Source organism: Flavobacterium sp. FG19, from assembly GCF_057809475.1.
Genome location: NZ_JBMDKA010000007.1, coordinates 1 through 18,675 on the forward strand (window position 1 = coordinate 1; position 18,675 = coordinate 18,675).

General features: G+C 35.1%; 19 protein-coding genes. 8 read left to right on the forward strand and 11 right to left on the reverse strand.

Annotated elements, in window-relative coordinates; translation table 11 throughout:
• Window positions 1-104: 104 nt before the first annotated feature.
• Together ACODST_RS08720 and ACODST_RS08725 are read right to left on the reverse strand one after the other, a co-directional pair.
• A complete protein-coding gene (locus ACODST_RS08720) occupies window positions 105-1,337 on the reverse strand; it encodes an ABC transporter permease (protein WP_488931732.1) in 1,233 nt (410 codons plus the stop codon).
• Window positions 1,338-1,398: 61 nt separating this feature from the next.
• On the reverse strand, window positions 1,399-1,893 hold the full coding sequence (locus tag ACODST_RS08725; protein WP_488931733.1) for a YkgJ family cysteine cluster protein: 495 nt from the start codon (window positions 1,891-1,893) through the stop codon (window positions 1,399-1,401).
• A 74-nt stretch (window positions 1,894-1,967) separates the two neighbouring features.
• Here ACODST_RS08725 and ACODST_RS08730 point away from each other — a divergent pair, with 74 nt between their 5' ends.
• Window positions 1,968-2,675 (forward strand): class I SAM-dependent methyltransferase, encoded by a 708-nt coding sequence (locus tag ACODST_RS08730; RefSeq protein ID WP_488931734.1) that lies wholly within the window; start codon window positions 1,968-1,970, stop codon window positions 2,673-2,675.
• Between the two features lie 17 nt (window positions 2,676-2,692).
• Entirely contained in the window at window positions 2,693-3,238 is a 546-nt protein-coding gene (locus ACODST_RS08735; RefSeq protein ID WP_488931735.1) for a YfiT family bacillithiol transferase, read from the forward strand.
• A gap of 33 nt (window positions 3,239-3,271) precedes the next feature.
• On the opposite strand, the gene ACODST_RS08740 is transcribed toward ACODST_RS08735, so the two are convergent.
• From ACODST_RS08740 to ACODST_RS08775, 8 genes are all read right to left on the reverse strand, one after another.
• Entirely contained in the window at window positions 3,272-3,904 is a 633-nt protein-coding gene (locus ACODST_RS08740; RefSeq protein ID WP_488931736.1) for a 7-carboxy-7-deazaguanine synthase QueE, read from the reverse strand.
• 99 nt (window positions 3,905-4,003) lie between these two features.
• The gene (locus ACODST_RS08745) at window positions 4,004-5,671 is read right to left on the reverse strand and encodes a tetratricopeptide repeat protein (protein ID WP_488931737.1); all 1,668 of its coding nucleotides are present in this window, start codon (window positions 5,669-5,671) and stop codon (window positions 4,004-4,006) included.
• Window positions 5,672-5,687: 16 nt separating this feature from the next.
• Window positions 5,688-6,611, reverse strand: a complete 924-nt coding sequence (locus ACODST_RS08750) for a PstS family phosphate ABC transporter substrate-binding protein (RefSeq protein WP_488931738.1) — start codon at window positions 6,609-6,611, stop codon at window positions 5,688-5,690.
• Between the two features lie 5 nt (window positions 6,612-6,616).
• Window positions 6,617-6,847 carry a hypothetical protein gene (locus ACODST_RS08755; protein ID WP_073415947.1) on the reverse strand — a complete coding sequence of 77 codons (231 nt, stop codon included), beginning with the start codon at window positions 6,845-6,847 and terminating at the stop codon, window positions 6,617-6,619.
• Window positions 6,847-7,650 (reverse strand): energy transducer TonB, encoded by an 804-nt coding sequence (locus ACODST_RS08760; protein WP_488931739.1) that lies wholly within the window; start codon window positions 7,648-7,650, stop codon window positions 6,847-6,849. Before ACODST_RS08760 ends, ACODST_RS08755 begins: the two co-directional genes overlap by 1 nt.
• Before the next feature lie 41 nt (window positions 7,651-7,691).
• On the reverse strand, window positions 7,692-8,252 hold the full coding sequence (locus ACODST_RS08765) for an ExbD/TolR family protein (protein ID WP_488931740.1): 561 nt from the start codon (window positions 8,250-8,252) through the stop codon (window positions 7,692-7,694).
• Between the two features lie 19 nt (window positions 8,253-8,271).
• Window positions 8,272-8,898 (reverse strand): biopolymer transporter ExbD, encoded by a 627-nt coding sequence (locus ACODST_RS08770; protein WP_488931741.1) that lies wholly within the window; start codon window positions 8,896-8,898, stop codon window positions 8,272-8,274.
• A 45-nt stretch (window positions 8,899-8,943) separates the two neighbouring features.
• Window positions 8,944-9,768, reverse strand: a complete 825-nt coding sequence (locus ACODST_RS08775; RefSeq protein ID WP_488931742.1) for a MotA/TolQ/ExbB proton channel family protein — start codon at window positions 9,766-9,768, stop codon at window positions 8,944-8,946.
• Window positions 9,769-10,148: 380 nt separating this feature from the next.
• Between ACODST_RS08775 and ACODST_RS08780 the strand changes: the two genes are divergently transcribed.
• A complete protein-coding gene (locus tag ACODST_RS08780; protein WP_488931743.1) occupies window positions 10,149-11,666 on the forward strand; it encodes a helicase HerA-like domain-containing protein in 1,518 nt (505 codons plus the stop codon).
• A gap of 70 nt (window positions 11,667-11,736) precedes the next feature.
• On the opposite strand, the gene ACODST_RS08785 is transcribed toward ACODST_RS08780, so the two are convergent.
• Window positions 11,737-13,101: an FAD-dependent oxidoreductase gene (locus ACODST_RS08785; protein WP_488931744.1), complete on the reverse strand. Its 1,365-nt coding sequence runs from the start codon at window positions 13,099-13,101 to the stop codon at window positions 11,737-11,739.
• Between the two features lie 248 nt (window positions 13,102-13,349).
• On the opposite strand from ACODST_RS08785, the gene ACODST_RS08790 reads away from it, so the two are divergent.
• The 5 genes from ACODST_RS08790 (at window position 13,350) to ACODST_RS08810 (ending at window position 18,600) form a co-directional block, all read left to right on the forward strand.
• The gene (locus tag ACODST_RS08790) at window positions 13,350-13,964 is read left to right on the forward strand and encodes a GNAT family N-acetyltransferase (RefSeq protein WP_488931745.1); all 615 of its coding nucleotides are present in this window, start codon (window positions 13,350-13,352) and stop codon (window positions 13,962-13,964) included.
• Window positions 13,965-14,014: 50 nt separating this feature from the next.
• Window positions 14,015-14,809, forward strand: coding sequence for a helix-turn-helix domain-containing protein (locus ACODST_RS08795; RefSeq protein WP_488931746.1), 795 nt, complete (start codon window positions 14,015-14,017; stop codon window positions 14,807-14,809).
• Window positions 14,810-14,884: 75 nt separating this feature from the next.
• The gene (locus tag ACODST_RS08800; RefSeq protein ID WP_488931747.1) at window positions 14,885-16,414 is read left to right on the forward strand and encodes a serine hydrolase domain-containing protein; all 1,530 of its coding nucleotides are present in this window, start codon (window positions 14,885-14,887) and stop codon (window positions 16,412-16,414) included.
• A gap of 29 nt (window positions 16,415-16,443) precedes the next feature.
• On the forward strand, window positions 16,444-16,911 hold the full coding sequence (locus ACODST_RS08805) for a nuclear transport factor 2 family protein (RefSeq protein ID WP_488931748.1): 468 nt from the start codon (window positions 16,444-16,446) through the stop codon (window positions 16,909-16,911).
• Between the two features lie 225 nt (window positions 16,912-17,136).
• On the forward strand, window positions 17,137-18,600 hold the full coding sequence (locus ACODST_RS08810) for a serine hydrolase (protein WP_488931749.1): 1,464 nt from the start codon (window positions 17,137-17,139) through the stop codon (window positions 18,598-18,600).
• Window positions 18,601-18,675: the final 75 nt, after the last annotated feature.

An 18,675-nucleotide genomic window follows, 5' to 3' on the forward strand; every position in this document is an offset into this window, starting at 1 on the left:
TTTGAAAACCTGTCGGGTTCGACACTCTTATATATTATAACAATAACTTAGTTTTTATATGTTGTGATTCTCTATAAAACAGAGAATTTTAGGCTCTATAAAAATTAATCGAAACGAATGGCTTTCACCGGAGAGATTTTCGTTATTATATAAGAAGGAATTAACAACACCAAAAAGCAAACTGTAATCGTCAATAAATTCAGCAAAATAATATATCCCCAATTTAAATAAACCGGAGCCTGGTTCACATAGTAGTTTTCGGGATTAAGATGAATGATTCCGAATTGCTGCTGAATTAACAACAATGCTATTCCAATTAAATTCCCCCAAAAAAGCCCACGGACAATTAAATAGAAAGCATTATAAAGGAAAACTTTTCGAACGGTCCAGTTATCTGCTCCAACTGCTTTTAAAATACCTATCATCTGAGTTCTTTCTAAAATAAGCACTAAAAGTGCCACTACCATATTAATAGTCGCAACCAAAATCATGATTCCCAAAATAACCACAATATTAAAATCAAAAAGCTGCAGCCAGTCAAAAATATAACTGTATTTTTCTGTAATCGTTTTTGTATCGAGATTAGACGAAATCTGACCGTATATTTCGTTACCTGTTTCTTTAATAGTTGTAAAATCTTTTACAAATACCTCAAAAGCCCCAATCTGATCCGGATTCCATTTATTAATTCTCTGTACATGTCGAATATCACCTATTATATAAGTAGCATCAAAATCCTGAAATCCCGAACTAAAAATACCGGCAATTTTAAATCGGCGTATATTAGGCAGCTTCCCTTCTTCTTTAACAAAAAAAGTGTTGAAACTATCTCCTAATTTTAAATTAAGTCTGTCGGCAAGAAATCTTGAAATAATAACATCTTCATTTAATGTTTTAGAAAAATCAGGCACAATTCCCTCTACCAGGTATTCCTTAATATTATTCCAATCGTAATCTGCTCCCACACCTTTAAAGACAATTCCCTCAAAAGCACTTTCTGTCCTGATAATACCCGCTTTACTTGCAATGGCCTGAATATGACTTACCTCAGGAACAGATTTAAAATCAGGATAAAAATCCTGTTTCTTTGAAATCGGAATCAGCGTTATTTCGGAATTGTTATTATCAAAATTTGAGATAATAATCTGTCCATTGAACGCCGAAACTTTTTCGCGGATTTTTTGCTGCAGTCCAATTCCGGTCGCAACTGAAACGATCATCATAATAATACCAATGGCAATTGCCGAAATAGCAATTTTTATAATAGGAGCCGATATACTGCTTTTGTAATCTTTGGCTGTTATGAGTCTTTTGGCTATAAAATATTCTAAATTCAAGGTTCAGGTTCTTAAGATAATTTATACTTCATTCCGGATTATTCAAAAATACTTATTTAGACTAAAGCGGAAGCTTTTTCTTCATTTCTTCAACTATATTATATGCCGCCGGACAAATGGAAACATTTTTCAATGTTAAGTTAGAAATCTGATGAAATTTTTTTCGGTCTGTATGCGGAAACTCCCTGCAGGCTTTTGGTCTCACATCATAAATCATGCAATAATTTTCATTATCTAAAAAAGTACAAGGCACGTTTTGCAATACATAATCTTTATCTTCATCAATTCTCAGATACTGCTCAATAAACTGCTGCGGCTTCTGTCTGAAAAATTTTGAAATTCTTTCAATATCTGCCAGCGTAAATAACGGCCCGGTTGTTTTACAGCAATTAGCACACTTCAGGCAGTCCGTTTTTTTAAATTCAGCATCATGCAGATCCTGCATAATATAATCTAAATTTTTAGGCTGCTTCTTTTTCAGCTTATCAAAATACTTTTTATTTTCGATATGCTTATCTTTGGCTAACTTATTTAAGTTATTTAAAATTTGCTTCAAGTTTATTTTTTAAAGTTGATCTGCAAAATTAAACAACTTTAAACTTGAAACCTTAAACTTTGAACTAAAATACAATGAAAGATCTCTTTGGAAAAGCAATGTTCGATTTCCAGACGAATAATTCACCTCAAAATATCACCACTGAAACTTCCATTTCTGAAGAAGACGAAATGAGCGCTGCTTATTTATTCCGCTCTTATAATGAAATGCCAAAAATCGAGCAGAAAGCATTACAATTAGCCGCTGGTAAAATTTTAGATGTGGGATGTGGCGCCGGAAGTCATAGTTTATCATTACAAAACGACCGCAATCTTGATGTGACTTCAATTGATATTTCCGAAAAAGCCATTGATACCTGCAAGCTTCGCGGTTTAAAAAAAGCCAGAACAGGAAATATTTTAGATTTCGAAGGCGAAAAATTCGACACTATACTTCTTTTGATGAACGGTACCGGTATTTTTGGAAAATTAAAAAACTGCAACACTTATCTATCCAAGCTTAAATCACTTTTAAATCCAGGCGGACAAGTATTACTGGACAGTTCTGACATTATCTATATGTTCGACGAAGATGAAGACGGCGGTAAATGGATTCCTTCTGACACAGAATATTATGGAGAACTTGTTTTTAACATCTCCTATAAAGGAGAAAAAGAAGATCCTTTCGACTGGCTATATCTTGACTACAACACCCTGCAAAATGCCGCAGTGGCAAACGGATTTAAATGCGAAATGATCCTGGAAGGAGAACATTATGATTATTTAGCCCGACTTTCAATATAAAACAGCATCACATAGGAATGGAAGAATTAGATTTAGAAAAATTAAAGTACCCTATCGGAAAATTTGAAGCTCCGGAAGAATTCACCCCTGCATACCTTACAGAAAAGATCGAGCAAATCTCTACTTTTCCCGAAAAATTAAAAAAAGAAGTGATTCATCTCACTGACGAACAATTAGACACTCCATACCGACCTGAAGGATGGACCGTAAGACAAGTGATCCATCATTGTGCCGAAAGTCATATGAATTGTTTCATCAGGTTAAAATGGGCATTGACCGAAAAAAATCCGACAATTAAACCTTACGACGAAAAATTATGGTCTGAACTTCCGGATAATTTAAAAATGCCAATAGCACCCACTTTAAGTTTATTAGAGGGATTACATTTCAGACTTGCTTTTTTAATGACAAATCTTTCTCAAACAGATTTAGAAAAAACGTTTGTACACCCTGAAAATAATTCAGAATACACCTTAAAAAGGATAATTGGAACTTATGCCTGGCACGGCAGCCATCATTTAACGCAGATTACATCCTTAAAAAAATATAAAAACTGGAAATAGATAAAAAAAACTCTCCTGCATTGGAGAGTTTTTTTATGGAATATTTAAATATTTATGTGTCTGAAGTGAAACTCTCCATTTTGGATTGTTCATCACATAATCTACAATTAACGGTGTCATTTCTTCTTTTTTGCTCCATTCCGGCTGCAGAAATAAGATCGCATCATCATTTACCAGTTCTGCCTGCTCTTCTGCAAAAATAAAATCATGTTTATTGTAGATGATTACTTTTAATTCATGTGCATTATCATAAACTTCTTTTGTTGGCAGTTTATTTTTCTTTGGGGAAAGACAAATCCAGTCCCAGCTTCCCGATAACGGATACGCTCCGGAAGTTTCGATATGCACTCTCATATTTTTCTCCTTCAGTTCACGGGTAAGCAGAGTCATGTCCCAGGTAAGCGGTTCTCCGCCGGTTACCACTACTGTATTAGCATAATCTGAAGCATTTTTTACAATTAAATCAATATTGGTTGGCGGATGCAGCTCTGCATTCCAGCTTTCTTTCACATCACACCAATGACATCCAACATCACAGCCTCCAATCCTAATGAAGTAAGCAGCAGTTCCGGTATGAAACCCTTCCCCCTGAATGGTATAAAATTCTTCCATCAAAGGCAGCATAGCTCCTTTATTTACTTCTAATTGTATTTCTTTTGATAACATTATTCTAAATTATTGTGCAAAGATAGTCAATTAAATACGGAACAAAAAAACCCGATAGTCTGAACTATCGGGTTTTAAAAATCTTAATTTAAAATTTTATTATTTTAAAGCTTTTACTGACTGAGAAGCATAAGCATTTGTTGGATCTAAAACTAAAGATTTATTAAAATATTCAACTGCTTTTACTTTATCAGTATTGGCGTAGCTGGCCCCAATACTATTGTAAGCTTCAACCATTTTTTTAACTGTAGCAGGTTTTGCTAATTCTTCAGCACCTTTTGCAGTTGCTCTTGCCACATATTCCTCATAGTTTTTGATGATTAAATCATCTTTTTCCAGAAGATTGTTGATTCTTCCTTTGTATAAGTAAGCTTCATCATAAGTAGGAGAAGCTACTAAAATTCTGTCAAAGGCTTCCTCTGCTTTAGCTAACTGAGCAGGATCTGCAGCACCGTTTGTTTTATTTGCATTTGCGTAGTAAACTGAGATACCATAATACACGTTGTCATCCAAATAATTTTTAGAATCTTTGTTAAGAGCACCAAATTCAAAAATAGTGGCAGCCTGTGCAAATTGTTTTTTACCAAATAAAGCTTTTCCAACTTCATTTAATTCTTCTACCACTAAAGGCTCCAGTTCAACTGCTTTTTTAATTTCAGCAACACCTGCATCAAACGCTGCCTGATCTACAATACCTTCAGCATTTGTGCCTTTTTTGATTTTAGCCAGACCTAAGTACATATAATCGCTTCCGATTACTTTATTAGATGGTGATTTAATATAATCTTCAATAGATTTAATAGCTACATCAACATTTCCGTTTTCGTAAGCAGCATACCCTAAATATCTGAAGATTCTAGGATTTACTTTGTCTTCGGCAATCATTTTGTTTGCTACGGTTTCTAAACTTTTATAATCTTTTACTAAGATTAAGAAGTCTGCGTGACGCATTTTTGAATCTAACGAGTAATCTGTTAAGCTTAAATATTTTTCGTAATTCGTAATTGCATTCTGCAAGTTAACTTTAGCCGTAGAAGGTTTGTTTCTTCCCCATTTGTAATAGGTTTCAGCTAACTCTCTGTACACAGGACCGTAATTTGCATTTAAAGCAATAACTTCATTAAAAGCTTTAATAGCTTCATCATACGATTTTGCTCCTTTTAATAAAACACCCAGCTGCATTTTAGCTCTTAATAAACTTGGATCTGCTGTAAAGGCATCACGATACGCTTTATAAGCTTCACTCTGTTCTTTGTTTCCATAATACGCATCACCTATCGCTAAAAGTGCATTTGCATTTTGCGGTTCAATTGCTAAAGCTTTCTTTAAGCTTGCAATTGCATTTGTGTAATCCGGATTATTTGAATTTGTATACGCTTTACCAATATAGATATATTCATCTACATCTTTACGTCTCATGTCCTTTGTTGCCAAAGCAAAATTAGCCTGAGCCGCAGCAGTATTTTTGTTATCAAGATCAATCTGACCTAACCCGATATAATTTAAGTTTTTCTTATCAGACGCTTCAACTCCGTTTAAAAAATAAATTTTAGCAGAATCGACAACACTTTGATTTAAGTAAATATTACCTAAAACAAAATTAGCTTCACCATCTGAAGGTTTAGCTTTGATAATTGACTTCAATAATGTTTTCGCCTTTTGAAACTGTTCAGCATCAATTGCCTTTTTTGCTTCTTTAATATCCTGCGCATTTGCTGCAGAAGCTGAAGCAATCAAAGCAAGACTAAAAATTTTAAATTTATTCATCTTTATAGTAATTAATTTATTCCTTATCTCTCAAAATTTCACTTCGTATCTGAAGTTTTCTTCCCGGGGTTCTTATCGGAAGCAATCCGGATTTCAGAACGATTCTTTGTCCGATATCACCTGCTATAAAAGAACTAAACCCCATCCCTAAACCAGTATACCCTTGACAATTAACAATATACAAATCGCGTGCCAAAGGATATTTTATTTCTGCCAGGTCATTTTGTGTAGGGCTGTAATATTTTGTATCGTTTAGACCTTTTACACTAAGGACATTTATTTTCTTCACTACCTCTACCATATCCGGAGACGGTTGTGATAACCAGTTTACTCCAACAACACCGATCATTCCATCGTTCTCAGAAACAAATTTAATAACTTCATTATTTGTTTTAAAAGAGAAAACCCCTTTAGATGGAATATCTTTCACTTTTGCCAGTTCTTTCATATATCGAACTGTACTTGAATTCGGATTATCAAATACGAGACCTTTGATACCCGTATCGGACTTGCCCTGCATAAAATCAATCACAGTTTTCAACGCAATTAAAGTATCATTATTGCTTTTGTTTGAAATTAAAGCAATGGCATCAATAGCGAAAGGTGTTACACGAGGTTTTATTTTACTTTTTTCAAACCTGTCCATTTCCTCCTTTGTTAAATTTCTCGAGGTAACTGCCACTTTAGCCTTTTGATTCAGTAAATCATTAATAACTTCTGCTTCAGATTTTGGCACCAGTGAAATTTTGGCATCGTAATATGTTCCTTCAAAAACAGTAACCTGGTCTTCTACGATTGGTTTTACGGTTTCATCAACCGTAATGCTTAAAGCCCCTTTTAAAATTGTTTCTTTATCAGATTCGTTCTTACTTTTTTGGTTACACATGGCAAACAAAAAAACAAAAGCGACCGCACCTAAAAACCTACTATTTTTCAGCATTATTATTATTCTGTGTTTGAATTTATTAATCTTAAAAAACGTATTGCCGAATAAACGATAAGCAATCCGCCAAAAGCATATCTGTATTTTGGTTCCATGTTTAAAGGGAGTTTTTCCCAAAACATAATCATTAAACCCAGTACAAGATATATTAAAAAGAACAATATTCCTAAAACAAGAAGAAATCGCTCTTTGAGCGATTTCTTCTGAATATTATTAAGTATATCTTTTAACATTATTCTGCAGATTGAATAGTAATAGGTAAAGAGTAAAGTACTCTCACTTTTTTACCATTTTGCTCGCCGGGAGTCCATTTTGGACATTTTTTAAGAACACGAATTGCTTCTGCTCCTGTACCGTAACCGATATCCCTTAAAACTTTAATGTCGGTTAATGAACCGTCTTTTTCAACTACAAACGTAACGTAAACTTTACCTTTAAGACCTTCTTCTTCCGGAGTTTTATAGTTATTTCCTACGAATTTGTAGAATTTATCCATTCCTCCAGGGAAATCAGGTTTTACCTCGATACCAGCTGTGTTATATACACTGTTATCTTCTTCCACAACCTGAGAAACCGGTCCTTTACCTACTGGTTCGTCAACAGTTAATACTGCATCCGGATCTCCTTTGATTGTCTCAGCACCAACCTTTTTATCTTTAAGTTCTTCGATTTTAGGCGGGTCCTCGGTAACCTCATTTGCTTTAGCAACCACCGGTTTTACGAATTTTACCTGATCCACTTTTGGCGGCGGCGGTGGTGGTGGTGGTTGATTTGGCTTAATTTCCTCTTTTGGTTTAGGAGGTAATTTTACTGTTGCAATTTTAATATCCTTATTCTCTTCTTCTTCACCAGAGTCTGGTAAATAGCTTGCAATAAGAGGGGCTGCAATAGCAAAGCTAAAAATGATAGAACCTAAGATAAGTGCTTTTACCGTAGTTTTACCGTTTGATTTTCTCAGCTCGTATGCGCCGTATATCTTGTTACGTCCTTCGAATACGATATCAAGCCACTGATTTTTTATAATATCTAATTTCATAATTCTTGATTATTAAGATGTTCAAATAAGATATAATCTTATTATTTATCTATCAATTTTGTTTCCTCCGGAGAAAACTCAGGCACAATTGCATAAGTTTCTACACCAGTAATCGCCATTTCATCTAACATATCAACCAAATTACGGTAAGTAGATTTTTTTGTTGGCTTAATGATCACAATAATTCCATTTTTAGGTTTTCCTAAACCTGCGGAATACTCTAAAACTGTTTTTTTTCTTTTAAGTAATTCTCTACGAATTCCATCTTTACCATAAGCGATATCTTTAGGCCCTGCAATAGGAGTCGCTAATAATCCCATATAGTAAACCAACTTATTATCACCTCCTAACATTACTGTCATAGTACGATTCTCATCTACCTTGGTGTCCTCTACTTTCTTAGTTGGATCATCCTCTTTATTTGGCAGTGACAAATCCATCGATTGAGGTTTTGACAACGAAGTGGTTAACATGAAGAACGTAATCAATAAGAATGCCAAATCCACCATAGCCGTTAAATCGACTTTCGAACTTTGCTTTTTACTTCTTACCTTGCCGCCTTTCTTTCCGCCACCACCGTCGCCGGTATTTAATTCAGCCATTTTACTGTATCTTTTTTAATTAAAAGTCTTTTCCTCTCATTCCTGTAACTAAGTTAAAGGAGTTGATTTTCTGATCTTGTAAAATATCCATAATCTTTTTGATTTGAGGATATTGTTCTTTAGCATCACCTTTTATCGCAATCTGAAGTTCTTTATCATCAAGATCAATAGTAGCTCTTCTTGAAACTAAAAGCCAGTCTTTTAATTGATTATCTAAAGAATCGATTGGAATTCCAGTTTGATCCGCTTTAACTCTGTCAGCTGATTTTAAATCGATGATTTGTTTTAAGCCTGCAATTGGCACCCCAAAATCATCCATTAAAGCAAATTTTGCTTTATCATCTTCTGAAAAAGTAATTCCGTATTTTGCTCCCATTCCTTCAAGGGATTTTTTACGAAGTTCTCTTCCTTTAATGTCAAAAAACACTTTGCTTTTCCCATCTTTTCCTTTACCTATTGTAATAATTGCCAAATCAGAATCTGGTAATTTACTTTGTACAGTAGATGAAGGCATATCAACAGGAAGTGCCTCAGGAACTTTAGCAGTAGCGGTCAAGATAAAGAACGTAAGCAAAAGGAATGCAACATCACACATCGCAGTCATATCTGTCGACGTTGACTTCTTTTTCATTTTTATTTTAGCCATTATCTTTGTATTTTATTTTGATATTTAAAAAATATCAAGAATTAATTATTGTCTTAAACTTCCTCTGAATTTTCTGTAAGTATTAACGATAGTAGTACCAGCCTCATCGATAGAGTAAGTTAAATCGTCAATTTTAGCAGTAAAGAAGTTGTAAGAGATGATCGCTAATACAGAAGTAGAGATACCTGTTGCAGTGTTGATAAGTGCCTCAGAGATACCTGTTGCAAGAGCAGCCTGGTCAGGAGTACCAGCAGAAGCTAACGCACCAAACGCTTTAATCATACCCGATACAGTTCCTAATAACCCTCCTAATGTACCTAATGATACTAAAGTAGAGATGATAGTCATGTTTTTCTCTAACATTGGCATTTCTAATGAAGTTGCCTCTTCAATTTCTTTGTGGATTACTTCAGAAGCTTCTTCGCTGTTGAATCCTTCTTTTTTAACGTCCTGGTATTTAATCAAAGCCGATTTAATTGCATTTGCAACTGAACCTTGTTGTTTGTCACATGAAGCAATAGCAGCCTCGATGTTTCCTTCTTTGATACTTCCTTGTACACTTTTCATGAAAGCATCTAAGTTAGCTTTTCCAGCAGCTTTTCCAATAACAGTAAATCTTTCAATAGAAAAAACAACAACCATTAAAAACATACCTAATAATGCAGGTACAATGAAACCTCCTTTGTATACCATTCCTAAAGTATTGATTGGGTGACCTGTTTCTGGATTCCCACCTTCAAAGTTAGCAGGAGAACCCATCACGAATTTCCAAATAATAATCCCAACTAAGATACACGCTACAATAATGATCCCTGTAATCATTCCTCCCCCATTTGAAGTGCTCTCTTTTTTAACTTTAACGTTTGCCATTTTTTTAAATTTTAATAGTTTTAAATAATTTTTATTTTTTAGTTATATTTAACTTGTAGGGTAGCAAATTTATACGTTTAGTTTAAATAAAAAAACTTTTTTTAATTTTATTGAAGGAAATTTAACGTCAATTTAAAAAATATCTCATTAATTTGCCGGTGTCATTTTTCTGATAAAACAAAAAATAGATCGAATACTAAAAAAATTACAACGTTTTAGTCGATATTCAAACATTTCATTGAAATCTTCTTAAAAAGCTGCGAAATTATTTTTTATGCATTTTTCAATCAAAAAAAGCTTTTTCCTACTAAAAAAAAGATAGTGTATTTGTTAAAAAACCAAACAAAACCCTTATAATCATCTAAATTACAAAGAAAAACATGAGTAAAAAAGATAATTTCATTCAGGAGATAAACAGCGGTTATTCTGCCAAAGGCGACGCTATAACCCTTGGAAGCGCTATTCTGGACGGAGAAGCTATTCCTGAGGCACACGTAAAAATTCCTCTAAAAACCCTCAACCGCCATGGCCTGATTGCGGGAGCCACAGGAACAGGAAAAACCAAAACGATTCAGGTTTTTTCTGAACAGTTATCCAACTGTGGAATTCCGGTTTTAATGATGGATATTAAAGGAGATTTCAGCGGTATTGCAAAAGAAGGAAAAGAAGAGGGCTTTATTACCGAACGTCATGCCAAAATCAATGTACCTTATAATGTATCGGCCTTTCCGGTTGAACTAATGTCTTTGTCGAAACAAAACGGGGTGCGCCTGCGTGCCACAGTTTCTGAGTTTGGACCGGTTTTATTTTCAAGAATCCTTGATTTAAATGATACACAGGCCGGGGTGGTTGCCGTTATCTTTAAATATTGTGATGACAAACAAATGCCTTTACTGGATTTAAAAGATATCAAAAAAGTTATTAATTATATTACGGAAGAAGGAAAAGAGGAAATTGCGGCCAGTTACGGTAAAATTTCAACAGCTACTACCGGAACCATTTTAAGAAAAATAATCGAATTAGAACAGCAGGGCGGAGATTTGTTTTTTGGAGAACTCTCTTTTGAAACAGATGATTTAATGCGAATTGATGAAAACGGAAAAGGATATGTAAACATTATTCGTTTAACGGATATTCAGGACAAACCAAAATTGTTCTCTACTTTTATGTTAAGCCTTCTGGCAGAAATCTATCAAAAAATGCCGGAAAAAGGGGATGCTGATCAGCCGGAACTGGTAATTTTTATAGACGAAGCCCATTTAATTTTTAATGAAGCCAGCAAAGCTTTGTTAGAACAGATTGAAACTATTGTAAAACTCATTCGTTCCAAAGGAGTCGGTCTTTACTTTGTTACGCAAAACCCAATGGACGTTCCAAGCGGGGTTCTGGCTCAGTTAGGATTAAAAATCCAACATGCCCTCAGGGCTTTTACGGCAAATGACCGACAAGCGATCAAAAAAACAGCCGACAACTATCCAACATCAGACTATTATAAAACAGATGAACTTTTAACGAGTTTAGGAATTGGAGAAGCTTTAGTAACCGCCTTAAATGAAAAAGGAATCCCGACACCGCTTGCAGCCACCATGATGCGTGCACCTATGAGCCGAATGGATGTTTTATCGCCTTCTGAAATTGATGAAATAAACAATAAATCGAAACTGGTAAAAAAATACAGTGAAGAAATTGATCGTGAGAGTGCATTTGAAATCCTGAGCAAAAAAATAGCAGATGCCAATGAAGCCGCGGCGCAGCAGCAAGAACAGGCACCGGCCAGAACTTCTAAATCAGAACCAAGCACTACTGAAGTCGTTACAAAATCGGTTTTAAAAGTGGTAACAAGCGCTACCTTTATAAGAGGTGTTTTTGGAGTACTTTCAAAATTCCTGAAAAAATAGGCAGAACCATACAAAAACAAACCCGCCAGATTTTAGAAACCTGGCGGGTTTAGTATATTTTTTATTCTAATTATAAATTTACAGGATTAATTGATACGTTTTTCAGCAGTTCAAGAATTCTATTTTCTACCTCAGCAGTGTTCCATATATTTTCAATATTATCCATTCTTAAAACTTCTTCCATGATTCCGTTTTGAAAATCTCCGATCGCAAGAGCTTCTGCATATGGACGGTCACTGAAAGTAACACGACTGTAGAGCGGAATCCATTTGTCAGGGTGTTTATCTGAAAACAGTTTTTCAATTTTCTTTTGCAGCAAGAATTTTTCATCTGCCGTTTTGGTACTCATTTCCAGGAAATTTCTATAGGATAGTTCAGCAATCGCATCGGCATTTGGCTTACGGGAAATTTGATATTCTGTAAAGATCTTTTTCCAGTCACTTCCATATTTTTCCATCATTTCATACAACACCGTGATGTCTTCAAAACCGGCATTCATACCCTGTCCGTAAAAAGGGACAATGGCATGACAGGCATCACCAATCAGAGCAATTTTATTTTCGTAGGTCCATGGAAAACACTTCATGGTAACGAGCGTACTGGTTGGATTTTTAAAGAAGTCATTGGCCAGTTCCGGAATAACTTCTATCGAATCCGGAAAATTTCGTTCGAAGAAATCTTCTACCATTTTTCTATCCGTAAGCGATTCAAAAGAGTTTTCTCCTTCAAAAGGCATAAATAAGGTACAGGTAAAACTTCCGTCCAGATTAGGAAGTGCAATAAGCATATACTCTCCCCTTGGCCAGATATGAAATGAATTTTTATCCAGTTTATGAGTCCCGTCAGGATTTGCCGGAATGTTGAGTTCTTTATAACCAAGGTTCAAAAACTCCTGTGAATAATTGAACATACTCTGACGCTGCATTCTGTGGCGGATTCGTGAAAAAGCACCATCGGCACCAAAAACCATGTCGTACTTTCTTTCCTCCCACTCGCCTCTTTCGCTTTCACCAATATGCAGAGTAGCATCACTTAAAGTAACATCCCATATTTTTTGTTCAAAATAAAATTCGGCTCCGGCATTTTCGGCCAAATCAATCATTTTTCTGTTAAGCCTCCCTCTGGAAATGGAATAAATAGATTCGCCTTCCTGACCGTAATTCTGAAAATTCAGTTTATCTGTCAAATGAATGGCACGTTTGTCCATTGGAATTGCAATTTCACGAACGGCATTACCAACTCCCACTGCATCCAGCGCTTTCCATCCACGGTTGGACATTGCCAGGTTAATGGAACGTCCTGAAAAATTTATTTTTCGAATATCAGGACTGCGATCATAAACATGAACCGCGTGACCTGCTCTTTTAAGATAAATTGCCAGCAGTGATCCTACAAGTCCGGAACCAACCACAGCAATTTTTAGTGAAGTTTGCATCAAGAAAAATGTAATATATAAGATCGTAAAAATAAGTAATAATTATACATGACCTTTAAAATAAAACATTTTTTTAACCTTCTGCTACGATATTTACTCAGATGTAAACGGCTGAAAAAACGGCCTCTGTTCGCCGCAATCTCTTTTTCATAACAAAATCGCTGTATTTACAGATTTATTTAGATCCTTAAAAGAAGTATTTTCGTAAAACCTCAGACTATTTAACCCTTATTATTAAAATAACCACAATGAACAGCGAAATCCTGCAATCCACAATTATTTTAGAAAACGAAAAGGTCCTATTAATTCCGTTTGAAAACGAAAGAAACATCGAGCTTAAAGAAATTATCTTTGATGATGAAATCTGGAAATACATGGGAATGTATGTTCGAAATGACGATGATTTTGATACTTATATTCAAAGTACCCTAAAACAAAAAGCAGACGGAATTTGTTATCCTTTCCTTATTGTAGATAAAGCCACCGACAGGGTAGCCGGAAGTACCCGTTACGGATACTTAAACACGGCAAGCCAGAAATGTGAAATTGGCTGGACCTGGTACGGAAAAGATTTTCAGGGAACCGGTTTAAACAAGGCCTGCAAATTTGAATTACTGGATTTTGGTTTCGAAAAAATTCAGTTTAGACGAATCCAGTTCAGTGCCGATCTTGAAAATGAAAGATCTCAGCGGGCTATTGAAAATCTGGGAGCTTTAAAAGAAGGTTTATTCCGAAACAATTATATTGATTCTGAGGGAAACAGCAGAGATGATGTGTATTACAGTATCATTTTAGAAGAATGGAAAAATACCAAAAGGGATTATTTTGGAGAATTCATTAAACCGGTTTCAAACAAAAAGTAGTATTTTAGTCTGCGATTCAAAGGAATTCAAACATTTAAGACAGACTCCAAATGCAGCTATATTCAGAACATTATGTAACTCCCGAAGCCGAAAGGTTCGTCAGTAAAATATGGTGCCTGGATAACAGCTCTGGTGAAAGTCTGATTGAGAACAAACTGGTTCTGCCCAACGGCTGTTTTAACATTGCCTTTGTCAGCGGTCATTCCATAGAAGTGCATACGAGTAAAAATAAATACGAAATGAACGAAGGAATTTACCTTTGTTCGCAAATGACCAACAAAGTTCTGGTCCATATACAGCCTAAAACCAAAGTCACTATAATTCAGCTTCATGCCTGGACACTCTCCATGTTCCCTAAATATGATGTAAGCAATTTTTCAGATTCGATTCTTAAAATCCATACTGAAGAGCTGCCATTTAATGTTGAGATCCATTCCGAAACAAAAACACTATTACATACGGTAAATCTCTATTTTGAAAAATTAGCATCTTTGCATCCGGATAAAAATACTATTGAAAAAATCTGTGACCTGATTAAAAATAAGGAGGAAGAAATTTCGGTTTCTGAAATCAGCCGGGATTTACAGTCTTCCCAGCGTCTGCTGCAAATTAAATTCAAAGCGGCTACAGGACTTACTATTAAAAAATACATTCAGATACTGAAGTTCAGAAAGTCCGTCGATCTAATGGTTCATTCTGATCCCGAAAAACTAAAACTGACGGATATTGCACTTTACAATAAATATTTCGATCAGTCTCATTTTATCAGAAAATTTAAAGATGTGACAAAAACAACTCCCAAAATGTTCGATCCCAACGCTTATTTTCTTTCTCAAAAAAGGTAAGATTTCGCATTTGTACAATTTTGTAATTACTGATTGGATTACTTTTGCAGATCATCTATCATCAAATTTTTACAAATGACCATCCATCCCTCTTTTTCCCAATTAAAAGTTTTTTTAATTGCTATTCTATTTTTTCAAATCTTAACCGGTTATTCACAGGAAGCTCCAGACTCTGAACTGTATAAAACCATTAAGACTAAAGACAGTCTTCTTTTTGATATTGGTTTTAATACCTGCGACCTTTCTCAATTTGAAAACCTTTATAGCGATCAGTTTGAGTTTTTTCATGACAAAGACGGGATATCCAATAAAACGGAGTTTATTCAAACCTTTAAAAATGGACTATGCGGTTCTCCCACAACGTACAAATGCAGAAGGGAATTAGTAAAAGGAAGCACTCAGATTTATCCTTTGTATAAAAAAGGGCTTTTATATGGTGCTATCCAAACCGGCATTCATCAGTTTTATGAAACTTCAGCTCAAAATAATAAACCTTTACAAAAAGAAAATGAAAAATTAGTGGGTAAATCCCGTTTTACCCACGTATGGATTTTAGAAAACAATAACTGGAAACTTCAAAAATCATTCAGTTACGACCACCAGCCTGTTGATTCTTCTGAAAACCAGCCTCACCTTTTTGATAATGATCAGGAAACCGAAAAATGGCTGAAAGAGAAAAATATCCCGGCATTAGGTCTTGGCATTATCAGTGAAGGAGAACTCAAACAAATTAAAGTTTTTGGCAAATTAAAAAGAGGTATTCCGGCACCTTACAATACTATCTGGAATGTCGCTTCTTTAACTAAACCAGTAACAGCTATGGTTACTTTAAAATTAGTCAGCCAGGGAAAATGGGATGTGGACGAACCTCTTTCTAAATACTGGACAGATCCGGATATTGCCAAAGATCCGTATTTGAAACTGTTAACAACAAGATTTGTTCTGAGCCATCAGACTGGTTTTCCTAATTGGAGATCTAATAATGAATCCAAAAAACTGGATTTTAAATTTAAACCAGGAACACAATATCAATATTCCGGCGAAGGTTTTGAATATTTAAGAAGGGCATTGGAAAAGAAATTCCATAAAACTTTAGACCAGCTGGCTTCGGAACTCATTTTCGAACCTTTAAACATGAAGGATTCCCAATTGGTATGGAATAATAAAGTTGACCTTTCAAGATATGCAACTGGATACGATAACAAAGGAAATCCATATGAACCTACCCAAAACAAAACAGCAAATGCTGCTGATGACCTGTTAACGACAATTGAAGATTATGGCCGTTTTTTAAGCAGTATTCTAAATAGCGATGGTTTAAGCAAAAAAGTATTTGATGAAATGACTTCTCATCAGGTAACTACTAAAAAGAACAAATATTTTGGTTTGGGATTTGAAATTTATGACTTAGGAAGCAACAATTATGCTCTCTCACACGGCGGTGCCGACAAAGGGGTTCAGACTATTTTTATACTGCTGCCCCAAACGAAACAGGGCCTTATTATTTTTACCAATGTCGATGACGGTTATAAAGCATATCAGGACATTATTGTACACTATCTGGGAGAAAACGGCAGCAAAATAGTCGACATTGAGACCAAATAAAACGCTAGCAAATTAAAATCATGATACCAATGATGAATACTTTAGTTTTGTTTATGTTGTTTCTAAGCAGACAAGCAGCTGCTTTTGTCAAAAGCGAAGATGAAAAAACAGTCGTTTTAAAAACCGAAATTATTAAAATGGACAGTCTGCTTTTTGATGTAGCCTTTAATCAGTGTGATGCTGCATTGTTCAAAAAAATAATCAGTGATGATGTCGAATTCTATGATGACCGTTACGGTTTAACCGTCTCACATGGCGATAAGATCCAAACCCTGATAGGTAAATCTGTAAAACCCCAGAAGATAACCCGAAAATTAAATTGCTGTACAATTGATCCTTTAGGTGATTTTGGAGCTGTACAAACCGGTGAGCATATCTTTTACAATAACGGGATTCCGCAAACGACCGGAAAATTCATCCACATTTGGGAACAAAAAGGAAAAGACTGGAAATTAAAACGAATCGTTAGTTACGATCACCGGCCTTTTCAACCTTAACTTTTATTGGGCTAAAATTCGTTTTGACAAAAAAATGAGAAATTTTTGAATAATTACTGAAACCAAATCGCAATTCAGTCGTCTAACATTTTGAATATTGGGATAAATTCAAATAAAAAAAGTCGTAATTTCGACATAACACACTGAATATCTAAATATTAAAAAGTTTCAATCATCAATCAAAAAACGAATCATTAATCTTAACCCCCATAATTATCAATCATTATGAAAAAATCAATCAAACTAACGGCACTCTTCTTTTTATTGCAAGTAGTGCTGCTGCCTGTTTCTGCTCAGGACAAGGCACAGCAAATTGAACAGCTTTTAAGCAAGTATACCGAATATGGTCAGTTTAACGGATCGGCTTTAGTAGCTGAAAACGGAAAAGTAATTTTTAAGAAAGGTTTTGGTTCTGCTAATATGGAATGGAATATTTCCAATCAGACCGATACTAAATTCAGATTAGGCTCAATCAGTAAACAATTCACGGCTTTCTTAATTGTAAAACTGGCTGAAGACGGAAAACTAAAACTGGATGTTCCTATTACCACTTATTTGCCGGACTATCACAAAGAAACGGGTGATAAAGTTACTATCCATCATTTACTGACGCATACATCGGGTATTCCGAACTATACCAGTTCGCCGAATTTTTTTAAAGACAAAGCCCGAAATCCATATACCCCAGCTGATTTTGTAAAAACTTTTGACAAACTTCCTCTGGAATTTACTCCGGGTGAAAAATTCAATTACAGCAATTCCGGTTATTTTTTACTGGGTTATATTATCGAAAAAGTTACCGGAAAAACCTATGAGCAGTATTTACAGGAAATTGTTTTCACTCCTCTAAAAATGGTTAATTCCGGATACGACCACAGTGATGTTATCATAAAAAACAGAGCAGCCGGCTACGAAAAAGAAGGAAAGAAAATAGTGAATGCTGCTTATCTTGACATGAGTATTCCTTATGCGGCGGGATCATTATACTCGACTGTTGAAGACCTTTATTTATGGGATCAGGCACTTTATACTAATAAACTGCTTTCTGAAAAATCAATGGAATCTTTGTTCAAACCTTATATAAAAGCCTGGGGAGAAGAATTTTATGGTTATGGATGGTTTGTAAAAGAAGTTAACAATGGAGATAAAGGCAGGCTGAAAATAGTGGGACACGGAGGCGGCATCAACGGCTTTAATACTATTATTTCCCGTATTCCGGCCGATAAAAATCTGGTGGTATTACTTAACAATACCGGAGGAACTGTACTGGGCGAAATGACGGATGCGATTCAGGCTATTTTGTACAATAAACCGTTTAATCAGCCTAAAAAATCTTTGGCCTTAGACTTATTGGATGTGTTTACTGAAAAAGGAACCACTGCCGGATTAGAGACTTATAAAAAACTTAAAAACGATCCTGTCTATGCGATTAAAGAAGGCGATATGAACCGTGCAGGGTATCAGCTTCTTCAAAGCGGAAAGAAAAAGGAAGCCATTGAAGTTTTTAAGATCAATGCGGAGGCTTTTCCTAAATCAGGAAATGTTTATGACAGTTTAGGTGAAGCTTATCTGGCCGACGGAGATAAAAAATTAGCAATTGCCAATTACTCCAAATCAGTAGAACTGGATCCTTCAAACGAAAACGGTAAGAAAGTACTGAAAGAAATTACGAAAGCAAAAGGAAAATAATATTTGGAAAATATCTTATGCCCAGCTCCGGTAGAATTTGTTCTATCGGAGCTTTTTGTTACAATTTCTAACATT